Annotated in this window: 20 protein-coding genes and 2 tRNA genes; 11 read left to right on the top strand and 11 right to left on the bottom strand. The window is 61.7% G+C overall.

The genetic code is table 11. The features are described from left to right. Window positions 1–61: 61 nt before the first annotated feature. Complete coding sequence (locus PWG15_RS19585) at window positions 62–2,068, top strand: adenylate/guanylate cyclase domain-containing protein (RefSeq protein WP_275022227.1); 2,007 nt, start codon at window positions 62–64, stop codon at window positions 2,066–2,068. Between the two features lie 7 nt (window positions 2,069–2,075). Here the strand turns inward: PWG15_RS19585 and PWG15_RS19580 are convergent, their stop codons facing one another. The 3 genes from PWG15_RS19580 to PWG15_RS19570 all read right to left on the bottom strand — a co-directional run bounded on the left by PWG15_RS19580 (window position 2,076) and on the right by PWG15_RS19570 (window position 5,000). Continuing rightward, window positions 2,076–3,035, bottom strand: a complete 960-nt coding sequence (locus tag PWG15_RS19580; RefSeq protein WP_275022226.1) for an adenylate/guanylate cyclase domain-containing protein — start codon at window positions 3,033–3,035, stop codon at window positions 2,076–2,078. 367 nt (window positions 3,036–3,402) lie between these two features. After that, window positions 3,403–3,489: transfer RNA gene (locus PWG15_RS19575), tRNA-Leu, on the bottom strand. A 77-nt stretch (window positions 3,490–3,566) separates the two neighbouring features. Next, on the bottom strand, window positions 3,567–5,000 hold the full coding sequence (locus PWG15_RS19570) for a phosphomannomutase (RefSeq protein ID WP_275022225.1): 1,434 nt from the start codon (window positions 4,998–5,000) through the stop codon (window positions 3,567–3,569). A gap of 349 nt (window positions 5,001–5,349) precedes the next feature. On the opposite strand from PWG15_RS19570, the gene PWG15_RS19565 reads away from it, so the two are divergent. Together PWG15_RS19565 and PWG15_RS19560 are read left to right on the top strand one after the other, a co-directional pair. Next, window positions 5,350–5,745: a BA14K family protein gene (locus PWG15_RS19565; protein ID WP_425536718.1), complete on the top strand. Its 396-nt coding sequence runs from the start codon at window positions 5,350–5,352 to the stop codon at window positions 5,743–5,745. 184 nt (window positions 5,746–5,929) lie between these two features. Next, on the top strand, window positions 5,930–6,688 hold the full coding sequence (locus PWG15_RS19560) for a hypothetical protein (protein WP_275022223.1): 759 nt from the start codon (window positions 5,930–5,932) through the stop codon (window positions 6,686–6,688). On the opposite strand, the gene PWG15_RS19555 is transcribed toward PWG15_RS19560, so the two are convergent. Continuing rightward, the gene (locus tag PWG15_RS19555; protein ID WP_275022222.1) at window positions 6,689–7,018 is read right to left on the bottom strand and encodes a DUF6665 family protein; all 330 of its coding nucleotides are present in this window, start codon (window positions 7,016–7,018) and stop codon (window positions 6,689–6,691) included. It lies immediately after the preceding gene. Between the two features lie 365 nt (window positions 7,019–7,383). Between PWG15_RS19555 and PWG15_RS19550 the strand changes: the two genes are divergently transcribed. Beyond that, the gene (locus PWG15_RS19550; protein ID WP_275022220.1) at window positions 7,384–8,985 is read left to right on the top strand and encodes a hypothetical protein; all 1,602 of its coding nucleotides are present in this window, start codon (window positions 7,384–7,386) and stop codon (window positions 8,983–8,985) included. A gap of 87 nt (window positions 8,986–9,072) precedes the next feature. Here PWG15_RS19550 and rpsA read toward each other — a convergent pair whose 3' ends face one another. From rpsA to aroA, 4 genes are all read right to left on the bottom strand, one after another. Then, window positions 9,073–10,779: a 30S ribosomal protein S1 gene (gene rpsA / locus PWG15_RS19545; protein ID WP_275022219.1), complete on the bottom strand. Its 1,707-nt coding sequence runs from the start codon at window positions 10,777–10,779 to the stop codon at window positions 9,073–9,075. Window positions 10,780–10,944: 165 nt separating this feature from the next. Then, the gene (gene cmk, locus PWG15_RS19540; RefSeq protein WP_275022218.1) at window positions 10,945–11,583 is read right to left on the bottom strand and encodes a (d)CMP kinase; all 639 of its coding nucleotides are present in this window, start codon (window positions 11,581–11,583) and stop codon (window positions 10,945–10,947) included. Next, complete coding sequence (locus PWG15_RS19535; RefSeq protein WP_275022217.1) at window positions 11,580–12,404, bottom strand: hypothetical protein; 825 nt, start codon at window positions 12,402–12,404, stop codon at window positions 11,580–11,582. Before PWG15_RS19535 ends, cmk begins: the two co-directional genes overlap by 4 nt. A gap of 5 nt (window positions 12,405–12,409) precedes the next feature. Then, window positions 12,410–13,756 carry a 3-phosphoshikimate 1-carboxyvinyltransferase gene (gene aroA / locus PWG15_RS19530; protein WP_275022216.1) on the bottom strand — a complete coding sequence of 449 codons (1,347 nt, stop codon included), beginning with the start codon at window positions 13,754–13,756 and terminating at the stop codon, window positions 12,410–12,412. A gap of 377 nt (window positions 13,757–14,133) precedes the next feature. Between aroA and PWG15_RS19525 the strand changes: the two genes are divergently transcribed. After that, the gene (locus PWG15_RS19525) at window positions 14,134–14,523 is read left to right on the top strand and encodes a TIGR02300 family protein (RefSeq protein WP_275022215.1); all 390 of its coding nucleotides are present in this window, start codon (window positions 14,134–14,136) and stop codon (window positions 14,521–14,523) included. 200 nt (window positions 14,524–14,723) lie between these two features. Then, a tRNA-Ala gene (locus PWG15_RS19520) sits at window positions 14,724–14,799 on the top strand. Between the two features lie 584 nt (window positions 14,800–15,383). Here PWG15_RS19520 and PWG15_RS19515 read toward each other — a convergent pair. Further along, window positions 15,384–16,343 (bottom strand): CorA family divalent cation transporter, encoded by a 960-nt coding sequence (locus PWG15_RS19515; RefSeq protein ID WP_275022214.1) that lies wholly within the window; start codon window positions 16,341–16,343, stop codon window positions 15,384–15,386. 432 nt (window positions 16,344–16,775) lie between these two features. Between PWG15_RS19515 and PWG15_RS19510 the strand changes: the two genes are divergently transcribed. Next, window positions 16,776–17,804, top strand: a complete 1,029-nt coding sequence (locus tag PWG15_RS19510; RefSeq protein WP_275022213.1) for a MarC family protein — start codon at window positions 16,776–16,778, stop codon at window positions 17,802–17,804. 337 nt (window positions 17,805–18,141) lie between these two features. Here PWG15_RS19510 and PWG15_RS19505 read toward each other — a convergent pair whose 3' ends face one another. Beyond that, the gene (locus PWG15_RS19505) at window positions 18,142–18,444 is read right to left on the bottom strand and encodes a hypothetical protein (protein WP_275022212.1); all 303 of its coding nucleotides are present in this window, start codon (window positions 18,442–18,444) and stop codon (window positions 18,142–18,144) included. Window positions 18,445–18,645: 201 nt separating this feature from the next. Between PWG15_RS19505 and PWG15_RS19500 the strand changes: the two genes are divergently transcribed. Together PWG15_RS19500 and PWG15_RS19495 are read left to right on the top strand one after the other, a co-directional pair. After that, window positions 18,646–19,437 (top strand): YdcF family protein, encoded by a 792-nt coding sequence (locus PWG15_RS19500; protein WP_275022211.1) that lies wholly within the window; start codon window positions 18,646–18,648, stop codon window positions 19,435–19,437. Between the two features lie 67 nt (window positions 19,438–19,504). Next, a complete protein-coding gene (locus tag PWG15_RS19495) occupies window positions 19,505–20,140 on the top strand; it encodes a trimeric intracellular cation channel family protein (protein WP_275022210.1) in 636 nt (211 codons plus the stop codon). A gap of 66 nt (window positions 20,141–20,206) precedes the next feature. On the opposite strand, the gene irrA is transcribed toward PWG15_RS19495, so the two are convergent. Beyond that, window positions 20,207–20,629, bottom strand: a complete 423-nt coding sequence (irrA, locus tag PWG15_RS19490; protein ID WP_057247827.1) for an iron response transcriptional regulator IrrA — start codon at window positions 20,627–20,629, stop codon at window positions 20,207–20,209. Window positions 20,630–20,951: 322 nt separating this feature from the next. Here irrA and fabA point away from each other — a divergent pair, with 322 nt between their 5' ends. Beyond that, entirely contained in the window at window positions 20,952–21,467 is a 516-nt protein-coding gene (gene fabA, locus PWG15_RS19485; RefSeq protein WP_029742379.1) for a 3-hydroxyacyl-[acyl-carrier-protein] dehydratase FabA, read from the top strand. A 47-nt stretch (window positions 21,468–21,514) separates the two neighbouring features. Further along, window positions 21,515–22,738 (top strand): beta-ketoacyl-ACP synthase I, encoded by a 1,224-nt coding sequence (gene fabB, locus PWG15_RS19480; RefSeq protein ID WP_275022209.1) that lies wholly within the window; start codon window positions 21,515–21,517, stop codon window positions 22,736–22,738. The last annotated feature ends 2 nt before the right edge of the window (window positions 22,739–22,740 follow it).

Raw genomic sequence — 22,740 nt, 5'->3', positions numbered from 1 at the left:
GCGGCCATCCTTGCACGTTAAGGTCGTCGTCAGTTGATCGGTAGGAAAGCAGAGAACCGCAATGGCAGACACGGCGTCCGGTGCTCCACAAAGCAGAACACGCGACGGCTGGAACAGCTCGCTGCGATCGCTGTTCAGCCTGGTCATGGTCGCCATGCTGATTGTCGTCTCGGCCACACTCGTCGGGCTGGACTACCATCGCTCACGCAACGCCGCGATCGCCGACGCCGAGGCCAATATGCGCGGCTTCATGAACCGCCTCGTCGACCGGCTGGGCGTGCTCTCGGGCGACACCTCCGCCCTCGTCAATCTCGTTTCCTCGGTCGCCAACTCCTTCCTCGTGCCACCGCCGGAACGCATGAACGACAAGGTGGCGGTACTACGCGAGGGTATCAGCCGCTCGCCGCATATCGACGGGGTCTATGTCGGCTATCCCGACGGCGCCTTCTTTCAGGTGGTCGATCTCAAGCAGGTCGCCTGGCGCATGGCGCTCGACGCGCCGCGTGGTGCTGCCATTGCCGTGCGTTCGATGGAAAAGGATGCCAGCGGCAAGTCTCTCCAGCGCGTGCTCTTCCTCGACAAGGACGGCATGCAGTTCTCTGAACGGCAGCTGCCACCGACAGGCTTCGACCCGCGGACCAGGCCCTGGTATCGCGCGGCCGTCAACGGGAAGGCCGCGGTCTCGACCGGCCCTTACGAAAGTGCCACGACCGAAACGCTGGAGATGACGATCTCGCAGGCGCATCGCGGCAATCGCGAGATCGTCATCGGCGCGGACGTCATTCTCGATACGATCACCGATTTCCTTGCCCGCGAGCGGCTGACGGCCGGCTCAGTCTCGTTCATCCTCGATGCCGTCGGACGTCCGATCATCCACTCGGACCGGGTGATGATGCGACGCATCATGGCGGCGAAGGACAAGGATAGCCCGATCGTTCAGGCCGACAGCGACCCCCTGATCCAGAGCATCAGCAACAATCCGCCCGCCCCCGGCAAGGCCGACTTCGTCGAGGTGGGAGACCGAACCTATCTCGTCATGGTGACACCGCTCGAATCCACGCTGCTTCTGTCCGGCAACCGCGCCGTGGTGGCAGCGCCGCTGGACGAGTTGATGGCGGAGGCCAACCAGACGCTCGTGCAGGGGCTCGTGATTTCCGGATCGGTCGTGGCGCTTGCGGTGCTCGCTTCGCTGGTGCTTGCGCATTTGATCACCAAGGGGCTCAACCAGCTGACAGCGAGCGCCAACCGGCTGCAGGATCTCGATTTCACGACGCCGATCGACGTGTCCTCGCATGTCAGCGAGATCTCCACGCTCGGCGGAGCCATGAACCGGGCGCGAGACGCGATCTTCACCTTTGCGCTCTATGTGCCCAAGGAGTTGGTGCGCAAGGGCATCGAATCCGGCCAGTTCAGCGGCCGCTCCGCCTGGCGACAGGAGGTGACGGCGCTCTTCACCGATATCTACGATTTCACCACGCTCAGCGAAAAATATCCGCCGGAAGAGGTCGTGGCGATGCTGTCGGAGTACTTCGACATCTTCAGCGAGACCGTCGGAAAACACGAGGGAACGATCATCCAGTTCCTCGGTGATTCGGTGTTCGCGATGTGGAACGCACCCGCACCGGACGAAAGGCACGCAGAAAACGCCTGTCGTTGCGCGCTGGCGGTCGAGGAACGCCTGCGCGTCTTCAACGAGGCGCAGCGTCAGAAGGGGCTTCCGGAGTTTCGCACCCGTTTCGGCATCCATACCGGCACTGCCGTCGTCGGCAATGTCGGCGCGAAAGAACGACTGCAATATACCGCCATGGGCGATACGGTGAACGTCGCCTCGCGCCTGGAAGGCATGAACAAGAACTACGACACGACGATCATGGCGAGCGGGGCAGTGGTCGCCCAGGCCGGTAAGGCCATTCATTTCCGGCCGCTCGGCTCGGCGCAGGCGAAGGGCCGCGCTTCCGCGTTGGAGATCTATGAGGTGTTGGGCGCAGAGCCGGAGGAAACCACCTCCAAGGAGGAAGCGCCGCAAACAGCCGACGACGGCTCGGGCGGCTCCGACAAGAGCGTGTAGGCCGCTTTCAAGAGCGCAGGCTGCGGCGCTGCCGGGTGACCCAGCGAAGGCCGGCCGCCACGGCAAGACCGAGCAACGGCCACACCGCCCAGAAGACGCCATGCCACGTCAGAAGATTGATGGTCAGCAGCACCAGTCCGGAAAGCGCAAGTATGCCAATGCCGCGGTCCACCCAACGGTTGGTCTTGAGCCAGGAGAGACCGGCAAGAATGGCAACACCGAGCATTGGCCAGACTGCCCAGAACACACCGTCCCAGGTGAGCAGGTTGAGCGCTGCCAGTCCCGCAGCGATGACCGCCAGCACCGGAACCGAGCGTCTGTTGGCAACGGCAACCGAGTCGGCGGCCTTGGCCGCACCGGTGGCCGGACTGGCCGCCTCGCGGGCTGCCTTCTTTCCAACGCCTCGACCAAAGAGACCGCCCTCGGCCGCGACCTGTACAGTCGGCGCGCCGATTCGCACGGCGTAACTCGGGATACCGCCATCGATGTTCTTCACTTCGAGCGGCCCCAGAAAGTCGAAACCGACGGCGACCTTGTTGCGCACCTGGTCATAGACCGTGTTGGAAATGACGATGCCACCGGCGGGCGCCGAGGCCTGAAGGCGCGCGGCAACATTCACGCCATCGCCATAGAGATCGTCGCCTTCGGCAATCACATCGCCGAGATTGAGGCCGATGCGAAACAGCATCTGTTCGTCGGCCGGGCACTTGGCGTTGCAGCCGGCCAATTCATTCTGCACGTCGATCGCCGTGCGCAGGGCCTCCACGACGCTCGGAAACTCAGCGATCAGACCATCGCCCCAGGTATTGACGACGCGACCCTCACGGGCCTCGATGAGCCGCCCCATGGCATCGCGATACGCTTTCAGCGTGGCGAGCGTGCCTTCCTCATCGGCGCGCATCAGCCGCGTGTAGTCCTGGACATCCGCGGAAAAGATGGTGGTCAGCTTACGACGTGTCTCCGACATCGCCTTCGTCCTCACTCAAAATCCGCCAGCACGACGGATGACTGCATAGCTTCGCATCGACAGGTGTTGCGTCGCGCGCCTGCCCCCGCTTGCGAACACCGGTCTGGCGTCCCAAGCCACGCTTGCCAAAAGCGCATGCACCGTCGCCACGCGTCCCACTCATTTTTGTCCGGATAGAATATCATTGCTGTCGCTGAAAGCTTCAAGTCGCGGTGCTCGAAAATACCGTCGAAGCGCAACCCAATTGGCGGGAAATCGACATCTGATCGAGAAGAACCAGCCCCGAAAAAGGCCCAGCGCCAGAAACGAAAAAACCCCGGCGAACCGGGGTTTTTCAAAACCAAATCAACGATTTGGCTTGGGAATTTGGTGCCCAGAAGAGGACTCGAACCTCCACACCCTTGCGAGTACCAGCACCTGAAGCTGGCGCGTCTACCAATTCCGCCATCTGGGCGACGAGCGGGGGTGTAAAAGGCTCGGGCTGAAGTGTCAACAGGGTTTTTGAAGTTTTCGTGTCGGATTGCAAAAAACTCAGTTCGAAGCGGATTCTGTCCACCGGCGGATTGTGGATAGCCCCCTTGAGAGCAGTCCTTCGGCGGCCTCCGGTGTCTCCGCCTCGACATAGCACCGCATCTCCGGCGCGTTGCCCGAGGGCCGGAAATGGATTATCCGACCATCATCCAGCGTCACCCTCAGACCATCGATGTCGCTCAGCGCCGCGACGCCGCCGATCGGCGCCAGGAATTCCTTAAGGTTTGCCTCGCTTGCGCGTAGATAGGCCATCAGCAAGGCGCTGGTTTCCACGGGGAAGTTTTCAAGCCGATCGCTGAGCGCCACAGGCAAGCGGTAGGAAGCGGCGAGCGCAGAAAGCGAAAGCCTGGCCTCGGCCGCCGCGGCCAGTGTCGCAACAAGCGGCAGAAAGCTATCCCGGGTGGGCAGCGCTTCCAGCCTTGCGCCATTGACCTCAAAGGAGCTCGCGGTCAGCGTGCCGCCATTGGCCTCGAAGCCGGCGACCTTCTGGGCGCCCTCTTTGAGCGCCTGGTGCATGCCGGCGATCACGAAAGGCGAACCGACACGGGTGCGCAGGACAGAGAGCCCTTCCCTGCCCTCAAGGCCCGAATTCGACGTGACCGGAGTGACGGCAAGCCGCGCCCCGACGAAACCGCAAGCCATCAGGCCCAGCAGGTCACCGCGCAGGGGCAATCCGTTCTCGTCGGCGACCAGGGGCCGGTCGCCGTCGCCATCCGCCGAGACGATCGCATCGAGGCGATGTTCGCGCGCCCAATCCTGAAGCCGCTCGATCGTCTCCGCCGAAACCGCCTCGGTATCGACCGGAATGAAATGCTCCGAGCGCCCAAGGGCGACGACATCGGCGCCGAAGTGAGCCAGCAGTTCGGCGATCAGGTCGCGGGCGACGGTGCTATGCTGGTAGACACCGACCTTGAGCCCGGAAAGCGCTCCGACCGGCAGCAATTGCCGGTTCCGTTCCATGAAGAGGGCGGCGGCCCTGGCTGCGTGATCCTCCCCGGTCCCGGCATCGGCGACCGGCGCGATCTGTTGTGCAATTCCATCGGCGATGCGGCTGATCGCCATCTCGTCCTCCTTGTCGATCTCACCATCCGGCCGATAGAACTTGATGCCGTTGCGATCGGCCGGAATGTGGGAGCCGGTGATCATCAGGCCCGCCGCCCCATTGGCAAGGCCGTAGAGCGCCAGTGCGGGCGTCGGCAGGGTGCCACAGTCAAATACACGCAGCCCCTCGCGCGACAGCGCCGCGGCGCAAACGGCCGCGATCTCGGGGCTCGAGTCGCGAAAATCGCGAGCAATCAGAATGGGATCACCGGGCTTGCTGTGCCCGGACGCCACGAGGTGCCGGGCAAAAGCCGTCGCGTAGCGGGCGGAGGGCTCGCCCTTCAGTTCCTCGGAGAGGCCGCGCAAGCCACTGGTGCCAAATTTCAATTGCATCGCGTACCTCGCTGACGACGGAAAAGGATCGGACAAGAACCGCAGTGACACTCCCGAAGGATAGGCGCATCGTACCCTGCAGGGCAACGGGCGGAAATCCGGTGGTTCCCGCAACCACGCGGCGCGCTCGGCGCCATGAATAAACCAAGAAAAACAAACGTAATACAGGCAGGGACACAACCGGAAGGCATGGCCTTCTGAAAGTGAGGATAAAATGACGGGATTTCGCAATTTCGTTATCGGCTGCAGCCTGGCCGCCACCTCCCTGATCACCCCCATCGGACCTGTTGAGGCAATGCCGATTCAGGCGCCCGATCTGCAGATCAAGGCACAGGGCGACGTCCAGAATGTGCAGTATTATCACCGGCGCTACGGCGGATATGGCGGGTACGGCTGGCGTCGCGGGTGGGGCGGCGGCCCCTACTATGGTCGAGGGTGGGGCGGCCCGTATTATGGCTCGGGACTGAGCTTCTACTTCGGCTCCGGCGGCTATTACGGTGGCGGCTATTATGGCGGTTACTACCCGCGCTATGGCGGCTACTACCCCCGCTACGGATACTATCCGCGCTATGGCTACTACCCGCGTCGCTACTACGGCGGTAACTACTACTATCGTGACCGATATGTTGGCGGCGGCTCACATGTGAGCTGGTGCATGTCGCGCTACCGCTCCTATAATCCGGCGACCAACCGATTCCTAAGCTACGGTGGTGCGTACAGGGTCTGCTACTCGCCTTATCGGTAGGCGAGACTGACGCGCCGCGTGGTCAAGGCGATTCCGCCTCATGCATCTCTCCGTGCGCAATCGCGGAGCAGAAGGCTTCGTCTGCCTGATCGGTCCCGATTTGTGGGAAACTTCGGTTAAGCCGGCATTAACCGCGACGACCTACCGTTTCGGAAAACTCCACGATGCTGCCCGGGGATCATACATGCTGCTTCCGACCCAGCAGTCGACCGCCACCGCAACGACCAGTCTGGTCGGCTCGATCCTCAAGGACATCGAAAAGCGACAGGCGGAAGAAGAAGAAAAGGCCAGGGGCACAAAGGACGACAAGGTCCTGAAGGCGCAGGTCCAGTCCGACGATGCCCGCAAGGCGGCCAACGACAAGATCAACGCGCACTTCTTCGATCGCACCCAGAACGACCCCAACAGCAATCGCGCGGCTCTCGTTCGCCAGGTCGGCGAGTTCTTCGACCTCGACCGCGAGAGTTTCAAATCCGACGCCGCATTCGCAAGAGCGCTCGAAAACCAGATCAAGGATCTGGATCCGAGCGATGCCGCCAAGGTCGAAGAGCAGCTTGGGCTGGATAGGCTCGGCCTCTCCCTCACCGAACTGGCTGAGGCACTCAAAAATCCGGGCGGCCGGGAAAACGAGACGCTGAAGGCGGCGCTTGGAGAAACGAGCGGCAAGAGTTCACAGAGTCAGGCACAGGCTGCCAAGGCGGTGGATCGGCTGAAGAGCCCAGCGGATTCCGGGTCGCTCGAGGAAGCCCAGGTCGACAGCTTGCGCAACGATCCCACGCGAAGCACTGACAAGCAGTCGCTGGTCGAACAAAGCGCGCAGCTTCGGGCGCTCCAGCTCAAGGACGAGATGGAAAATGTCGCCGAGCGCCGCGAAGCCGAGCTGCAAAACCTGGTTCGCTTCGATGAGAACGGCCTGTACAGCCTGGCGGCGCAGAGCTTCTGATCATTTCCTCCGCACGATGCCGAGCCTTGCCATGACCTCCTTGGGAATGCCGTAACGGCGAACGGCATCGCGGCTGTCACGCAGGCCGCAGATCTCGCGCTGGATGAAAAACGCCCAGACGGCATCGGCCGCTTCATCGAGAAGCCGCTCGCGCAAATCCGGGGCTGCCTCCGCCTTTAGCTCCGACAGTGCGGCAAGCGCCTTTTCCACCTTCAGTCCATGCCGACCGAGCGCATCGGCCCGCTCCGACATGAGTTCATATTCGAGCACGTTGAAGGCGCCGGTGGTCGCGAAGGTCGGGCTCAGGGCTTTTGGGGGACGTAGGCTCATCCGGAACTCCTCACGAGCCCAGAAGATGGCGCTGCCGGAGGCTTGAGGCAAGAGCCGCCGACCGCCGCAGCGATCGAAACTTGGTTAAGATTTCATAAACCTCTTTCACCTAACCTTAGACATCATGCCGATTCCCTTATCCGCGACCTTGTCGCGGCTGTCCGGCCATTGGCCCAAGAGCTACAACGACCTTTGCGCGTCATAAGTCGCGCGGCGCTGTAGACGCGCATGAAGCGCCTACCCGTAAGTGACAAAGAAAACAGCTCGCACGCGCGCCGGAAATCGGTCCCGTGTCCAGCGTGCACCCGCGTTTCGTCGGTCAACGACGATTGGTCAACCTGAGGTCAAGCGAGATGGAGACCAGAATGCTGATACCCATCCAGACGGCCCGAGCCGCGGCCGCTACCGCAGAAGATACAAACACCAAAACGCAACAGCCTGCAGCACTGTTGCCCGCCGGCCAACGCGGCGAAGCCATTCAAAAGATCCTGGACGCGCTGACCCGACACCTCTCGGGTCGCGAAATCCTCTCCAAGGACGCCTTGGTGCGACTGATGGAGGACCTGGCGCGCATCCTGAAGTTCCCGCCACTGCCGCAGGAAGGCGGGCGGGATTTCGTGCGGCGCCTGGTTGCCTTCCTCGAAACGATGCCGGCGTCCGATCGGCTGTTGCTCGAGCGCCAGCTCGGCGGGCGCAGCCTTGCCGTCCGGGTCGGCCTGCTCGCCGAACTGCCGGCGGTCCGCAATGGCACGAGCGCGCCGAGCAGCACCGCCACTCCGATGCCCGCCCAGGCGCGGGACGTGATCCTGCGCAATCCTTCCCTCCAACCGGCAATGCCTCTCAACCCGGCGGCGGCACGAGCGCCAGTTGCCGGCGAGGTCGCGCTGCTGCAGACGGTGCTGCGCAAGACCTTTGGGGTCGGCAACGACACCGAAGCGCTCGAACCGCAAGGCGACGACCCGGACCAGGCCGGAACGACAGAGGCGCCCTCCAAAGCTCGAAACGCCGCACCGGCCGAGCGAAGCGACGCGCGTGCGAGCGCGGGCAAGCCCACGTCGCCGGAAGGCACCCAGGTCGAAACCGCCGCCGCCCTGCTTGCAGGTGAAGGCGAAGTCGAGGAAGCGTCGCAAACGGCCTTCGCCCCCGAACGCCAGGAAACCGTGCCCCCGACCGATGGTGGGCAAGTCGAAATCGAGGCCCCAGCTGGCGAGAGCACCGCGGCGCCGGCCGAAGCCGATGCGACTGCCGAAACCGCCGAGGACGCAGACCCCGACGGCACCTACGGCCCGATGCCCGATGCCGAGGAGGAGAAGGACGCCAAGACAACAACGGCGGCCGGTCGCGGCAATCCCGAAGCCCGGCCGATGCGGGTACTCTTCGAGGCGATCAAGACGCTCATCCGTGACAGCGTGGCCCTGCCCGGAAGCACGGCCGGCGCCGAGACCAGACCGACGGCTGAGCACGCCGATCGTAGCGACGCGCCGGCGCCGGTCCCGGTAAAGGAAGCGGCCACACCGGTGCGTGCAATCGACGCTGCGGTGCGCCAGCGCGAGGTCCCGGACGGCGGCAACGCCCTGCCGTCCGTGCTCGACGACCAGGCGGAGGACGCAAAGGCGGCCCAGCGTACGCCTGCGGACATGCGGCCACAACGCACAGCCGATGAGCAGACGATGCAGCAGGTCATCGCCAGGCTGGTCGAAAACGGTCTGCCGCGCGAAGCCATTCCCTTTGCCATGATCCCCTACCCGCTGGCCGCCAAGGATGCGGCGGAGGCCGAAAACCCCAGCTATGAAATGCCCGGCGGATCTGAGGATCAGGCCTCGGAGGAAGATGAGGGCGCAGAAGAAGGCGACGGGGACGATCAGGCAGGTGGAGCAGAACCAATGGACGAAGCCCTGCTCGACGACGGGGCACCGGAAGCACCCGACGCCTATGATCTCTACCGCAGGCTCGGCGGCCTCGGCTGAGGGCGCGACCCGAGCAAGCATTCGAGCAAAGAAAAACCCGCGGAGATCGCTCTCCGCGGGTTTTTCAGTTCAGATGTCAGGCAACGATTACTCGTTGTTCTGGCGGTTCTTCAGAGCCGCGCCAAGGATGTCGCCGAGCGAAGCGCCCGAGTCGGACGAACCGAACTGAGCAACGGCTTCCTTCTCTTCGGCGATTTCCAGAGCCTTGATCGACAGCTGGATCTTGCGGTCCTTCTTGGAGAAGTTGGTGACGCGGGCGTCGACAACCTGACCAACCGAGAAACGCTCCGGACGCTGTTCGTCGCGGTCACGCGCGAGGTCAGCGCGGCGGATGAACGAGGTGATGTCTTCGTGGTTGACGAGCTTCACTTCGATGCCGCCATCGTTGATCGCGATGATTTCGGCCGAAACAACGGCGTTCTTGCGCAGTTCGCCGGAAGCAGCGGCATCGCCGACTGCATCCTTGCCGAGCTGCTTGATGCCGAGCGAGATGCGCTCCTTTTCGACGTCGACGTCAAGAACAACAGCGCGAACAACGTCGCCCTTGTTGAACTCTTCGATGACCTGCTCGCCCGGACGGTTCCAGTCGAGGTCGGAAAGGTGAACCATGCCGTCGACGTCGCCGTCGAGGCCGATGAACAGGCCGAATTCGGTCTTGTTCTTGACTTCGCCTTCGACTTCGGTGCCAGCCGGATGGCTATGCGCGAATGCCTGCCACGGGTTCTCGAGCGTCTGCTTGAGGCCGAGCGAGATACGACGCTTGGTCGGATCGACTTCGAGAACGACAACGTCGACTTCCTGGCTCGTGGACAGGATCTTGCCGGGGTGTACGTTCTTCTTGGTCCAGGACATTTCGGAGATGTGGATCAGGCCTTCGATGCCCGGCTCCAGCTCGACGAATGCACCGTAGTCGGTGATGTTCGTGACGGTACCGGAGATCTTCTTGCCGACCGGGTACTTCGCGCCGATGCCATCCCACGGATCCGACTCGAGCTGCTTCATGCCGAGCGAGATGCGGTGGGTTTCCTGGTTGATGCGGATGATCTGAACCTTGACCTGCTGGCCGATGTTCAGGATCTCCGACGGATGGTTCACGCGGCGCCATGCCATGTCGGTGACATGGAGCAGACCGTCGATGCCGCCGAGGTCGACGAACGCACCGTAGTCGGTGATGTTCTTGACGACGCCTTCGACAACCTGGCCTTCTTCAAGGTTCTGAACGATTTCAGAACGCTGCTCGGCGCGGGACTCTTCGAGAACCGTACGACGCGAAACGACGATGTTGCCGCGGCGCTTGTCCATCTTGAGGATTTCGAAGGGCTGCGGGTTGTGCATCAGCGGGGTGACGTCGCGGATCGGACGGATGTCGACCTGCGAACGCGGAAGGAAGGCAACGGCGCCGTCGAGATCGACGGTGAAGCCACCCTTGACCTGGTTGAAGATGATGCCTTCGACGCGTTCGCCGGCTTCGAACTTCACTTCCAGGCGCATCCAGCTTTCTTCGCGGCGAGCCTTTTCGCGCGACAGAACAGCTTCGCCGAGCGCGTTTTCGATACGCTCAACGTAGACTTCGACTTCGTCGCCGACCTTGAGCGAGCCGTCCTTGGCCTTCGCGCCGAATTCCTTCAGAGCGATGCGGCCTTCGACCTTCAGACCGACGTCGACAACGGCGACGTCCTTTTCGATGGCCGTAACGATGCCCTTGGCAACATAGCCTTCGGCGAGATCGGTCTTCGCGAAGGATTCTTCGAGAAGGGCGGCGAAATCGTCACGGGTAGGATTGGTAGCAGACATGGAATCTCCTGCATGCATCTCGCGTGGAGACGCACATGCGCCGGGGGCTGGTGTTGAACAGGCCTGAACCCAGTCCGTCCCATCAAAGGGACAATCCGGCGCGTGGACGGAATTTCAGGCTATGCAAGAAGAGCGATCCTGACAGTGTCGGGGATAGGCTCTTCTTCAGATCTTCTTGATCAGGGCCGCATCGATCAAAGACTTCGCGGCCTGAAACGCCGCCTCTATACTCATTTCAGACGTATCAAGCAAGTGCGCGTCATCGGCGGGACGCAAAGGACTGTCGGCGCGCCCCATGTCGCGCTCGTCGCGCTTCTTCACATCCTCGAAGATCGCCTCAAAATCGGCCGGCTGACCGTTGCCGACGATCTCGTCAAAGCGGCGCTTCGCCCGCACTTCCGGCGACGCGGTGACGTAGAGTTTTACCGGCGCATCCGGGCAGACGACCGTGCCGATATCGCGGCCGTCGAGCACCGTTCCGGGCTCGCGCAACGAAAAGGCGCGCTGCGCCTCGACCAGCGCCCGGCGCACCGCCGGCATGACCGCGATCTTCGATGCCGCCTCGCCGATTGCATGGGCGGACAGCACGGAACGATCGAGCCCCGCCAGTTCGACCTCGCGCGCCATCTTTTCGGCGACCGCCTCGTCATCGAGCGGCAGGCCGGCATCCAGCAGCGCCTTGGCGGTGGCGCGATAGGTCAGCCCCGTATCGAGATGGTGAAAGCCGTACTCCTCGGCGATCCGACGCGAGAGCGTGCCCTTGCCGGCTGCGGCCGGTCCGTCGATGGCAATGGTGAACGTCATTTTCCAACCTGCATATGTATGTGGTCGTCGTGCCTGGCGGCCCTGCAACCCTGAAACCTAATGGACTCCGCCTCGACGCCAAGCCTTTGCGCCAGATGCGGCTCCACGAAAATCTTCTCGATACCGAACCCGCTGCCCTTTCCGGAGAGCCAGCGGAGCGCTTCGCCAGTTCGTCCTTCCTCCAGCGGTAAGGGTCGCCACAGCGACTGCAAGAAGTCCAAGTCCCACCGCAAGGTCAAGAGGTCTTCGCGATCCCGGCATGGAAGAATGCTATCCGGGAGCGGCTGTTCGAAGGCGAAATAACCGATCGGCGAGCGTGTCGTCTTATCCAGGTATCCGCCATCGGCATCCTGATAAAAGAACGCCACATCGAGCTTCCGGCCGTCCGAGTGGGAGAGATGGGGAAACAGCGGGAAGCCGTCGAAGAATGGGAAATTGGCGTCGAGCGCCAAGGTTGTCGTTCCGGGGAATGCCCGATCCATATGCAACGACAGCGCGGCGGCTGCTTCTTCTAGTTCCGGAACGACATATTGGCGGTTCAGGACACAGAAGAAGGGTGACTGCATCCTGAACCTCGACGTGCCGTCGTCGAAACAGGGCAATGGAACCCGGCCGAAGACCGGCGCCACGGCATAGCTGAGCGCACCCCCCGCTGTATAGAGGCCAAGAAAGAGTGCGAGAAAAGCGAGGGTTCCCAATCCGCTTCGGCGCGCAAGGCCGAGCGCGACAAGCCAGACCAAGCCGCCAATCTGCGTCAGCAACGTCAGGAAAACAACGACTGCGATTGTCAGCAGCCACCTGGGCCTTATCACCAGCGCCATGGACTTCACGCGATCTGAGCCCCGAGTCCCGTCATCAGCTCGATAAACCCGGGAAAGCTCGTCGCGATCATCGACACATCATCGACCGCGACCGGGTGCTCCGAAGCAAGCCCCATGACAAGGAAGCTCATGGCGATGCGGTGGTCGAGATCAGTCTTCACGACCGCGCCGGAGGCGCTGCCTAGCCCAGTACCGGCGGGACGGCCGCGTAGCACCAGCGAGGTCTTGCCTTCTTCGCAATCGACACCGTTGAGTTTCAAGCCTGTGGCGATGACGGCAAGGCGATCGGACTCCTTCACGCGCAGCTCATCGAGACCGCTCATAACGGTCTCGCCTTCGGCAAAGGCGGCCGCGATGGCAAGAATGGGATAGTCGTCGATCATTGAGGCGGCTTGCTCTGCGGGGACTGTCACGCCCTTCAGTTCGGAATGTCGAACCCGCAGGTCCGCCACATCCTCGCCGCCGGCGAGCCGAGCCTGCAGTATCTCGATGTCGGCGCCCATCTCCTGGAGCGTCACGATCAAGCCCGTACGGGTCCGGTTCATCAGCACGTTGCGGATGGTAATGTCAGACCCCGGAACGATAAGCGCCGCGACAAGCGGGAACGCCGCCGAGGATGGATCACCCGGTACCTCGATCTCCTGGCCGACGAGCCTGCCGCGACCATCGAGCCTGATGGTGCGGACACCCTCTGCATCGGTTTCGACCGAGAGTTCGGCGCCGAATCTCCGGAGCAGGCGCTCCGTGTGGTCACGGGTCATCACCGGCTCGATGACGGTGGTGATGCCAGGCGCATTGAGGCCGGCCAAAAGCACCGCCGATTTCACCTGAGCGGACGCGACCGGCACCCGATAGCTGATCGGCGTCGGCGTCTTCGGTCCGCGAAGCGTTGCCGGCAGCCGGTCGCCAGCGGCCGCCTTCACCTGCACACCCATCTGGCGCAGAGGATCGAGCACGCGCGCCATCGGCCGCCGGCTGAGCGAGGCATCACCGACGAAAGTCGTTTCGAAATCATAGACGCCGACCAGCCCCATGATGAGGCGGCAACCGGTGTCCGCATTGCCGAAATCGAGCGGCGCTTCCGGTGCGAGCAACGCGCCGTTGCCGACGCCGTTGACTATCCAGGTGTCGCCGTCCTTGCGGATCCTGGCACCCATCGCCTGCATCGCCCGGCCGGTGGCGATCACATCTGCCCCCTCGAGCAGCCCGGTGATGCGGGTTTCGCCGGCGGCAAGCCCGCCGAGCATCAGCGACCGATGCGAGAACGACTTGTCGCCGGGAACAAGGACCGTGCCCTTGAGGCCGTCGGACTTGCGGGCGGTGACGGGGCCTTGGCCCAATCCTTGCGACATGCGGTATCCTCGAAACATGCAAGACGGTGTCGCGCGCTCAAGACGCGCCAAAGTCGCGTCAGCTTGAATGGCCGACTGTTCTTATTCTTAGACCGGATAGGATCGAAGAAGACAATGCAGCACACAAGGCGTCCCTGCAGACCGACGCCTGCATTCGGCAGCACACCTGCCACAACCCCGCTTCCATAAATCACCGCGAACGGTCATCCTCGCGCGCGCCGGAATGCCCGTGACACAGGGGCTTGCAAGTTTTGTCTTTGACAGATGCTGCCAAGATGATTATGGGGACCGGCTAATCATCATAAGCTTGATACCCTTTCCACCCGCCGGTTTTCCGGCAAGAGCCGGCACGGCCGGCCATTCAAGAGGCTTTGACTGTGGCAAAACCGGAACTTGGAACAAAGCGCATCGACCCGGAAACGGGGCGCAAATTCTACGATCTGAACCGTGATCCGATCGTTTCGCCTTACACCGGCAAGTCCTACCCGCTGTCCTTCTTCGAAGAAAGCTCGGTCGCCAAGGTGCTCGAGAAGGAAGAAGAAGAAGACGTCACGGAAGTCGATGCAGAGAACACCGAAGTCGAACTCGTTTCGCTCGAGGATGCCGATGACGAGGCAGCGGGCGGCGACGACCTGCCGGATCTCGGCGACGACGACGTCGAAATCGACGGTGACGACGACGATACCTTCCTCGAAGCCGACGAGGACGAAGACGACGACGACATGAGCGGCCTCATCGGCGTTTCCGACGAAGACGAAGACGTCTAAGCACTTCAAATGACATGAGAATGCTCCCGTCCTCGGCCTATAGGGCCCGGACGGGAGAAAATCGGCCCGGACTGAAAATAAATCCACAGGCCACGCATTTTTCGGCTTGCCATCCTCAAAAAGGGGAAGTAATAAGCCGCCACTCGCCGAGCAAAACAGCCCGGCGAACTTCCCGGACCGGCCTAGCCGGAACCCGATATGGGGCTATAGCTCAGCTGGGAGAGCGCTTGCATGGCATGCAAGAGGTCAGCGGTTCGATCCCGCTTAGCTCCACCAAACTTCTCTAAATGAATACCGAATGTTACCGAAGCGCCAAAGGGTGCCAATCCTGCTTTGGCATGCGGGGAGCGCGCCAGGGAAACGCCGAACTCAAAAAACTGCGCCGTTGATCCGCCATCTTCGAACTACGAGCGCCTGACGTGGTTTCTTACACGCTGCGGAGTGCACCTTGCGCTTGGAGGTGCGAACATGCCGAAAACCACCAAACAGAAGAATGCCGCTCAACGGGAGCGGCAACAGCAATTCCGTCAACAGGCGAGGCGAGACTAAAAGCCGTCGCGAGATGACATAGCTCGGGTTCTCCTGCGCTGGACCAGCACGCGGTCCGCACAGAAGGGCCAATGAAAATCTTGCTGTGGGTAGCTTTAAAATTCAGTGTACCAGATGCGGCACACGTGAGCGCATTTCGTACCGCGACATGGAGACGAGAGAGCTGGTCCACTGCGCTGAGTGCGACGCAAGATGCGCATTCCGGTGAAGTCGGCCATTGATTCCGAAACGAAGCCGGCCGCCTATCCCGATTTCATTCCGGCCACCATCAGCGCTGCACCCTCCTCACCTTTCAGACACACCGAAATCCACTACAATATCCGCATCAAACGAACCCAGAGCAGGACGACACCAACCGATAGCGCTACCAGTGCGGAAATTTCCCAGAAACCGTATTCACCTACGCCGAAGGGCAACCAGCTTACGTTCATCCCCCACATTCCCGCGATTAGCGTCGCTGGCATGAAGACGGCGGAGAAGATCGTCAAGATGTAGAGGTTTCGGCTTGCGGCTTCCTCAACCTGGGCGCGCTGTTCATCGAGAATGGACTGGCATCGATCGGCAAAGTCGCGAATGTCGTCGATCAGCGCATTGTACCGATCGATTTCACGTCGAAGTTCGCGATAGTCCCCGGGCTCCGAAATGGGGGGGCATTCGCGCAAAAGCTCCAGCATAGCGGTTCGCTTGTACGCCATGTCTCGGGCTATGTTCATCGCATGCACGCGCGTTTGCAGGAGCTGTTGGCGCATGCGCGGCAGCTCTTGGCGCTGCTCGAAGCTGCGTTGACTTCTCAGCATCCTGGACCCCAGCTGAGCGATATTCTCGGAGGCCTCGTCCAGAGCCTGCTCGCCAAGCAAGTTGAGCGAAATAAAGAACTCTGTGAGCAGAGAGATTGGAGAGCCAACTCTCGCCGCGCCGGCGACGATACGCTCCCGCAGGCGCTCCACCGTCGTCAATGGCTCCACACCACCGGTGACCACGAGCCCTGGGATGATCAGCAGACTCAGCGCCGCGGACTGCCGCCCACTGCCCTCATCCGCCGTCGGAACGCGCAAGTCACGCAACTGACCGTATATCAACGTGTCGAGAGTGAAGATCCGGCCACGCGGAATTGGACGGGAAACAGCCTCCCGAACGTCTGAGGGGATCGCGAGCCGCATCAACCAGTCGACCATCGACGGGTCGGAAAGGTCGAGATGGACCCAGAGGAACGTATCGTCCCGCTCAGAAGCGGGAGTTTCGGCGGGATCGGGCAGGTAGTACTCTTGCACCACCGCTCCCGCCTGTGAAAAGCGAAAGCCGAAGAGCGGCCTCACCCTGGCGTTAGTTTGCCCGCCTTTTTTCGGTGACTCGTTTGGCACGGTCAAACCAGCGCAGCGGTAGCACGATGCCTATCATAAAGGAGGCAATCAATGTTCCCGCCAGTGGTGAGCCCCACATCGGAAGACGCACGATCGTGTTCCATTGTACTTGGTCGCCAGAAGACTAAGCCGAACCTTGAGACTAGCAGCCAGCGCTTACATCGTCTAGGACGGCACGCCGTCGAAGTCCGCCGCGCCGATTGTCGCCGTGGTTGGTGTCTACTCGCTCAATCGGCGCTCTCGTTCAGGGCAACGACAAGTGACCCGATTCACTGATGGTGGCCCGGAAGTTGCAACGAGAGTATAATCTCTACATGCGCCTTGAAACGGCTGGGAACCCCAGTGAGAACGGTAGGAATTGAGTACCGGTCCGAGGAGAAGGACCTCGGCGTTCGCCCCAGACCGACTGATGCGAACACTGCCTTCACTCGGTTGATCGACGGCAATCGCGCATTCGTCGAACTACTCGACAGTGCAAAAGACGAAGGCACAACAAGCTTGGTATCCTCCCTGCTCAAGTTAGCCTCGTTGCGGCCTGGGACGGAACGATCCGAGCTCCATGAGGTTGCGCGGCTACACCGCTACGATCTTGAAAGTAAAAACACGATCATAGAACCAACGCTGAAGTTGCTGGTCTTATTTGAAGACCGTCTTGCGTGCTCGATTCGCCTAAGCTTAGTCCTTGCGGTGGCCCTTGTATGTTTGCCTATGCAATCCTATGCACAATCGCCGCTTGAAGCTGGCCTGCCGGAAGTGGAGTTCGGCGCGCGGAAAATGTTCCTCATGCTTTTCCTGATGCTTGGCCCGATCAAGATCCTGGTACCCTTCGTGCGTATCACGAACAGTTGCGACACCCACTTGCGACGTCGGATGGCGAGGCGCGCGATCCTCTTTTCCGCAGCCGCCCTGGCCATCGCCGGCGTGCTTGGACGCACCATGCTTGAGAATTTCGAAATCTCATTGCCTGTGTTGGCGATGACTGGGGGCATCATCCTGTTTCTCGTGGCCTTGCAAACCGTCTTGCAGCCGTCCGCCAGCCTGCCGGATATATCAACTCAGCCAAACCAACCGCCGCCAGATCTGAAATTCGCCCTTACACCGCTGGCGTTTCCAACGATTGTCACGCCTTATGGAATCGCCGCGGTCATCGTTTTCGCGACATTGGCGGGTGGCCGCCAGACTGAAGGCCTCACCGTGACCGCTATCGTACTGCTGATATTGGCACTGGACTGGGCGGCCATGATATTCGCGCAGACTATTCTAAGGTGGATCGGAACGCCGCTTCAGGTATTGGCAGTGGTGCTCGGGGTTACCCAGGCAGCGCTCGGTCTGCAGATCATCCTGCATAGCTTAAACATGATTGCCCTTTAGAAAAGCCGACGTACGTCGCAAACGCCTTGTGAGCAAGTGAGCCAGCCATGCCGACTTCGAGCCCGCCGGCCGCAATCAGAGCAAATGCCGAACCCTGATCCGGTAGCGGAAACAACCCAACTGTTATCAGCAGTCGAAGGGTAAGCGGCCTCCTGAAGGCACCGAAGATTGGCACCATGACGGGATGGCGCCAAGTACACATATGGCCTAGCAATTAAGATCCTGCAGCGCTTCTTCGAGCTCAGGAAGTACGATTTTCGCCATAGCGTGTGGAGCTAGCAGGGGACTAGCGGCGGCAATTCCATATGTCCGGCTCTGCAATACCTAAGCGACGATCCTAAGTTTCCAACTCGTCCAGTGAATCCAGGATCATCGTCAAGAGCCGGATGATGTCAGCCGACTCGAGCAGGGCGTTGCGGATTTCGCGTTCCGATCGGTTGGGCACGGAGGCGGCAATGTCGAGCAGGACATTGGTGACATCAGGGGCATCGGTGTTGGGTTCCATGCCGGTCTGTTCGCGCATGCAGCGGATCAGCGCCACTGCGCCTTCGAGCAGCCGTTGTGCCTGCACCGGGGTAAGTTCATGAACCTCGTTGGCGGCACGAAACAGCTGGGATCTGAAGCCCGATATCGTGGTCATCTCCCAGATGATACTCCTTTCGGCTTCAAATGAAAGTGGTGGCCGGCCCCGGCTGTGCAACGTTCGGATGAACAAGCTACGCGAGCAACCTTGCGCGAACGCGAACAAGACGGACAAGCCGCACAGGCGTGTATCGCTGCAGCCGGCCCATCCGGTGCGCGTTTACAGTTTGTTAAGCATCGAAACGCAGAAGCTGATGCCATGTTCCTGATCTCGAAAATCTTCTGGCTGGTCGCCCAGCCGCTGTCGTTCTCGTTCTTCGCCGCCCTTGCCGGGCTGCTGGCGACGGCGGCGGGCCTGCGTCGCATCGGCGGCTTTCTTGGCGCGTTTGGTGCGCTGGTGCTGTTCGTCTGCCTGTTCACGACCGCAGGGCCCTACGCTCTCCAGACGCTCGAAGACCGTTTCACGCGCCCCTCGCCACCACCTGCGACGCTCTCCTGCATCGTTGTGCTGGGCGGCGCCTTCGAGAACGAGGTGATGGCGGGTCGCGGCGGCACCGAATTCAACCAGGCGGCAGACCGTTTCATCGAAACGGTCGCGCTCGCCAAGCGCTATCCCGAAGCCCGCATTCTCGTTTCCGGCGGCGACGGCTCGTTCAGCGGCGCCTATGCCGGAGATGCCGCGGCATCGGAAAGCTTCCTCGCCGCGTTCGACATCGGCGGCGAGCGGCTGCTTCGCGAAGAACAATCGCGCACGACCTTCGAGAACGCCCGCAACACCAAGGAATTGCTGGCGGCGAATGGACTCTCGAACTGCGCACTCGTCACCTCCGCCTTCCACATCCCCCGTTCAGTCGGGCTCTTCCGCGCCCTCGATATCCCGGTCGTTCCCTGGCCGACGGATTATCGTACCAGCGGCAGGCTTGGCCTTGGCCTCGACTTCACCCAGCCGTCGCTCAACGCGCAACTGACGACGACGGCGGTGCGCGAATGGATCGGCCTGCTGGCCTATCGCCTAGCCGGCCGGACACCCTCGATCCTGCCGGCGCCCTGAGAGTTGACGGCGGGGCACGAGATGGCCCAGCTTCAAAGCAAACCGCCGAATCTTGCCCGGAGCGCCCATGCCGATCCTCGAAATCCTCGACTATGCCGGTGTGGCCGTCTTTGCAGCGACCGGAGCACTGTCGGCCTCACGCAAGCAGCTCGACATTATCGGCTATCTCTTCCTTGCCTCAGTCACCGGGATCGGCGGCGGAACGATGCGCGATGTCGTGCTCGGCGCCACGCCGGTCTTCTGGGTCACCAACCCGACCTACCTACTCGTCTGCGCCACGGTCGCGATCGTCCTGTTCTTCACCGCCCATCTCTTCGATTCTCGCTACCGGATGCTGGTCTGGCTGGATGCGATCGGGCTCTCGGCCTACAGCGTCATGGGCGCCGCCAAGGGGTATGCTGCCACCGGCTCGGCGACGGTGGCGCTCGTCACCGGCATGCTGACCGCCACCTTCGGCGGGGTCTTGCGCGATATGCTCGCCGGCGAGCCTTCGGTGCTTCTGAGGCCGGAAATCTACGTTACGGCGGCGCTCGTCGGCGCCGGCGCCTTCGTGCTTGCAACGGTCGCGGGCCTGCCGCTTGTGGCAGCGTCGACACTGGGTGTTCTCTCGGCCTTTGCCGTGCGCGGCGGCGCGCTCAAGTTTGGCTGGACCCTGCCGACGGGCAAGGCGTTGCCGGGTCGCAATCCCGACGACGTGATGTGAAAGCTCACACGCCGACAGACGCAAGCTCTGCAATCAATTTTTCTTGATGATCGACTCTCGGTCGGATCAGCGGCCGTTCTTGCGGCGCAGGCGGATCACCACGTCGACATGCGCAATCTCCATGCCCTCGGGCGGCTCAGGAAGATTGTCGATCTGGATGTTGCTGACGGGGATATCGAGAACCTCGTTCTGGCCCTCGACGAAGAAATGATGGTGATCCGACACGTTGGTGTCGAAATAGGTCTTGGCGCTTTCCACCGCCAGGACGCGGATCATGCCGGCCTCGGTGAACTGGTGCAGCGTATTGTAGACGGTTGCGAGCGAAACGGGCACCCCGGCCATGACAGCCTCCTCGTGCAGTTCCTCGACGGTCAGGTGACGGTCACCCTTGGCAAAGATCAGATCGGCGAGGGCAACGCGCTGACGGGTCGGACGCAGGCCTGAATGGCGCAGCCTTTCTTCCGAACTCACTTCTGTTGCTTTCGTCATCAAGGGTCGTTCCATGTATCCCGGCGAAATTCACAATACTTCCGTTGCGATATAACTTTTGCGCCCCGCGCTTTCAATAGATTCTCGGTCAAACATGCGTTGCAAAGCTCGAAAAACCGGTCAAACTCGGGGAAGGCTGGCAATTAACTCTGGTCGCGCCCACATTGATCCTGTAAGCGACGGCGGAACGAAAATGCCATCTGAAGCGACGGTGACCTGACCGGAAACGAGAAGGTCCGGGTTCTCCACGCTTCATTTCAAGCCGAACTTGCTCTAAAGCAGATCGGACAACACGTTAAGTCATTCGGGGAAGCATCCATTCATGACCACCAGACAATCCAGCTTCAGCTACGAGGAAATCCTGGCCTGCGGCCGTGGCGAGTTGTTTGGCCCTGGCAACGCGCAGCTGCCGCTGCCGCCGATGCTGATGGTTCATCGCATCACCGAGATTTCCGAAACGGGCGGCGCCTTTGACAAGGGTTACCTGCGCGCCGAATACGACGTGCGCCCCGACGACTGGTATTTTCCCTGCCACTTCCAGGGCAATCCGATCATGCCGGGCTGCCTCGGCCTCGACGGCATGTGGCAATTGACCGGCTTCTACCTCGGCTGGCTCGGCGAGCCGGGCCGCGGCATGGCGCTGTCCACCGGTGAAGTGAAGTTCAAGGGCATGGTTCGTCCCCACACCAAGCTTCTCGAATACGGCATCGACTTCAAGCGCGTCATGCGCGGCCGGCTCGTGCTTGGCACCGCCGACGGCTGGCTGAAGGCCGATGGCGAGACTATCTATCAGGCAACCGACCTGCGCGTCGGTCTGTCCAAGGATAAGGCCGAGTAAAGTCCAGGCCTGCCTGCACCGAACGAAATAAAGAAAAGGTCAGTATCATGAGACGGGTTGTTGTCACGGGCCTCGGCATCGTTTCCTCGATCGGAAACAATGCGGACGAAGTCACGGCGTCGCTGCGCGATGCAAAGTCGGGCATCACGTTTTCTCCCGATTTCGCGGAGAACGGCTTCAAGTGCCAGGTCTGGGGCGCCCCGTCGCTCGATCCGACCGAGCTCGTCGACCGCCGCGCCATGCGCTTCCTGTCACAGGGCGGCGCGTGGAACCACGTGGCGATGAAACAGGCGATCGCCGACTCCGGTCTCGAAGAGTCCGTCGTTGCCCGCAACGAGCGCACCGGCATCATCATGGGCTCGGGCGGTCCGTCCACCCGCACGATCGTCGAAGCTGCCGACATCACCCGCAAGAATGTGAGCCCGAAGCGCATCGGCCCGTTCGCCGTTCCGAAGGCGATGTCGTCCACGGCATCGGCGACGCTTGCCACCTGGTTCCAGATTCACGGCGTCAACTACTCTATCTCTTCGGCCTGCTCGACCTCGGCGCACTGCATCGGCAACGCCGCCGAGCTGATCCAGTGGGGCAAGCAGGACGTGATGTTTGCCGGCGGCCACGAAGATCTCGACTGGACCATGTCCAACCTCTTCGACGCCATGGGCGCCATGTCCTCGAAATACAACGAGACGCCGGCGACTGCGTCCCGTGCCTATGACGTCAACCGCGACGGCTTCGTCATTGCCGGCGGCGCAGGCGTTCTCGTTCTCGAAGAACTGGAGCACGCCAAGGCCCGCGGCGCCAAGATCTACGCCGAAATCGTCGGCTACGGCGCGACCTCCGACGGCTACGACATGGTGGCTCCCTCGGGCGAAGGCGCGATCCGCTGCATGCGTCAGGCGCTTTCGACGGTGAAGGGCGATGTCGACTACATCAACACCCACGGAACCTCGACGCCGGTTGGCGACAGCAAGGAAATCGGCGCGATCCGCGAAGTGTTCGGCAACAAGATGCCGCACATCCAGTCGACCAAGTCGCTGACCGGCCACTCGCTGGGTGCAGCCGGCGTGCAGGAATCGATCTACGGCCTCCTGATGATGCAGGCCGGCTTCATCGGCGAAAGCGCGCATATCAGCGAACTCGACCCGGAATTCGACGGCGTTCCGATCGTTCGCAAACGCATCGACAACGCCAAGATCGATACGGTTCTGTCGAACTCCTTCGGCTTCGGCGGCACCAATGCGACGCTCGTCTTCCAGCGCTACAACGGATAACA

This window comes from Ensifer adhaerens, assembly GCF_028993555.1.
Classification (GTDB): Bacteria; Pseudomonadota; Alphaproteobacteria; order Rhizobiales; family Rhizobiaceae; genus Ensifer; species Ensifer adhaerens_I.
This window is presented reverse-complemented; position numbering and strand designations above follow the sequence as displayed.

Bases quoted from the DNA above. Each gene is read 5' to 3' on its own strand.
- fabB (WP_275022209.1), top strand. From the start codon at position 21,515: ATGAGACGGGTTGTTGTCACGGGCCTCGGCATCGTTTCCTCGATCGGA.
- rpsA (WP_275022219.1), bottom strand. From the start codon at position 10,779: ATGTCTGCTACCAATCCTACCCGTGACGATTTCGCCGCCCTTCTCGAA.
- aroA (WP_275022216.1), bottom strand. From the start codon at position 13,756: ATGTCGCAAGGATTGGGCCAAGGCCCCGTCACCGCCCGCAAGTCCGAC.
- irrA (WP_057247827.1), bottom strand. From the start codon at position 20,629: ATGACGAAAGCAACAGAAGTGAGTTCGGAAGAAAGGCTGCGCCATTCA.
- PWG15_RS19500 (WP_275022211.1), top strand. From the start codon at position 18,646: ATGTTCCTGATCTCGAAAATCTTCTGGCTGGTCGCCCAGCCGCTGTCG.
- PWG15_RS19535 (WP_275022217.1), bottom strand. From the start codon at position 12,404: ATGGCGCTGGTGATAAGGCCCAGGTGGCTGCTGACAATCGCAGTCGTT.
- PWG15_RS19560 (WP_275022223.1), top strand. From the start codon at position 5,930: ATGCTGCTTCCGACCCAGCAGTCGACCGCCACCGCAACGACCAGTCTG.
- PWG15_RS19505 (WP_275022212.1), bottom strand. From the start codon at position 18,444: ATGACCACGATATCGGGCTTCAGATCCCAGCTGTTTCGTGCCGCCAAC.
- PWG15_RS19550 (WP_275022220.1), top strand. From the start codon at position 7,384: ATGCTGATACCCATCCAGACGGCCCGAGCCGCGGCCGCTACCGCAGAA.
- cmk (WP_275022218.1), bottom strand. From the start codon at position 11,583: ATGACGTTCACCATTGCCATCGACGGACCGGCCGCAGCCGGCAAGGGC.
- PWG15_RS19570 (WP_275022225.1), bottom strand. From the start codon at position 5,000: ATGCAATTGAAATTTGGCACCAGTGGCTTGCGCGGCCTCTCCGAGGAA.
- fabA (WP_029742379.1), top strand. From the start codon at position 20,952: ATGACCACCAGACAATCCAGCTTCAGCTACGAGGAAATCCTGGCCTGC.
- PWG15_RS19585 (WP_275022227.1), top strand. From the start codon at position 62: ATGGCAGACACGGCGTCCGGTGCTCCACAAAGCAGAACACGCGACGGC.
- PWG15_RS19580 (WP_275022226.1), bottom strand. From the start codon at position 3,035: ATGTCGGAGACACGTCGTAAGCTGACCACCATCTTTTCCGCGGATGTC.
- PWG15_RS19495 (WP_275022210.1), top strand. From the start codon at position 19,505: ATGCCGATCCTCGAAATCCTCGACTATGCCGGTGTGGCCGTCTTTGCA.
- PWG15_RS19555 (WP_275022222.1), bottom strand. From the start codon at position 7,018: ATGAGCCTACGTCCCCCAAAAGCCCTGAGCCCGACCTTCGCGACCACC.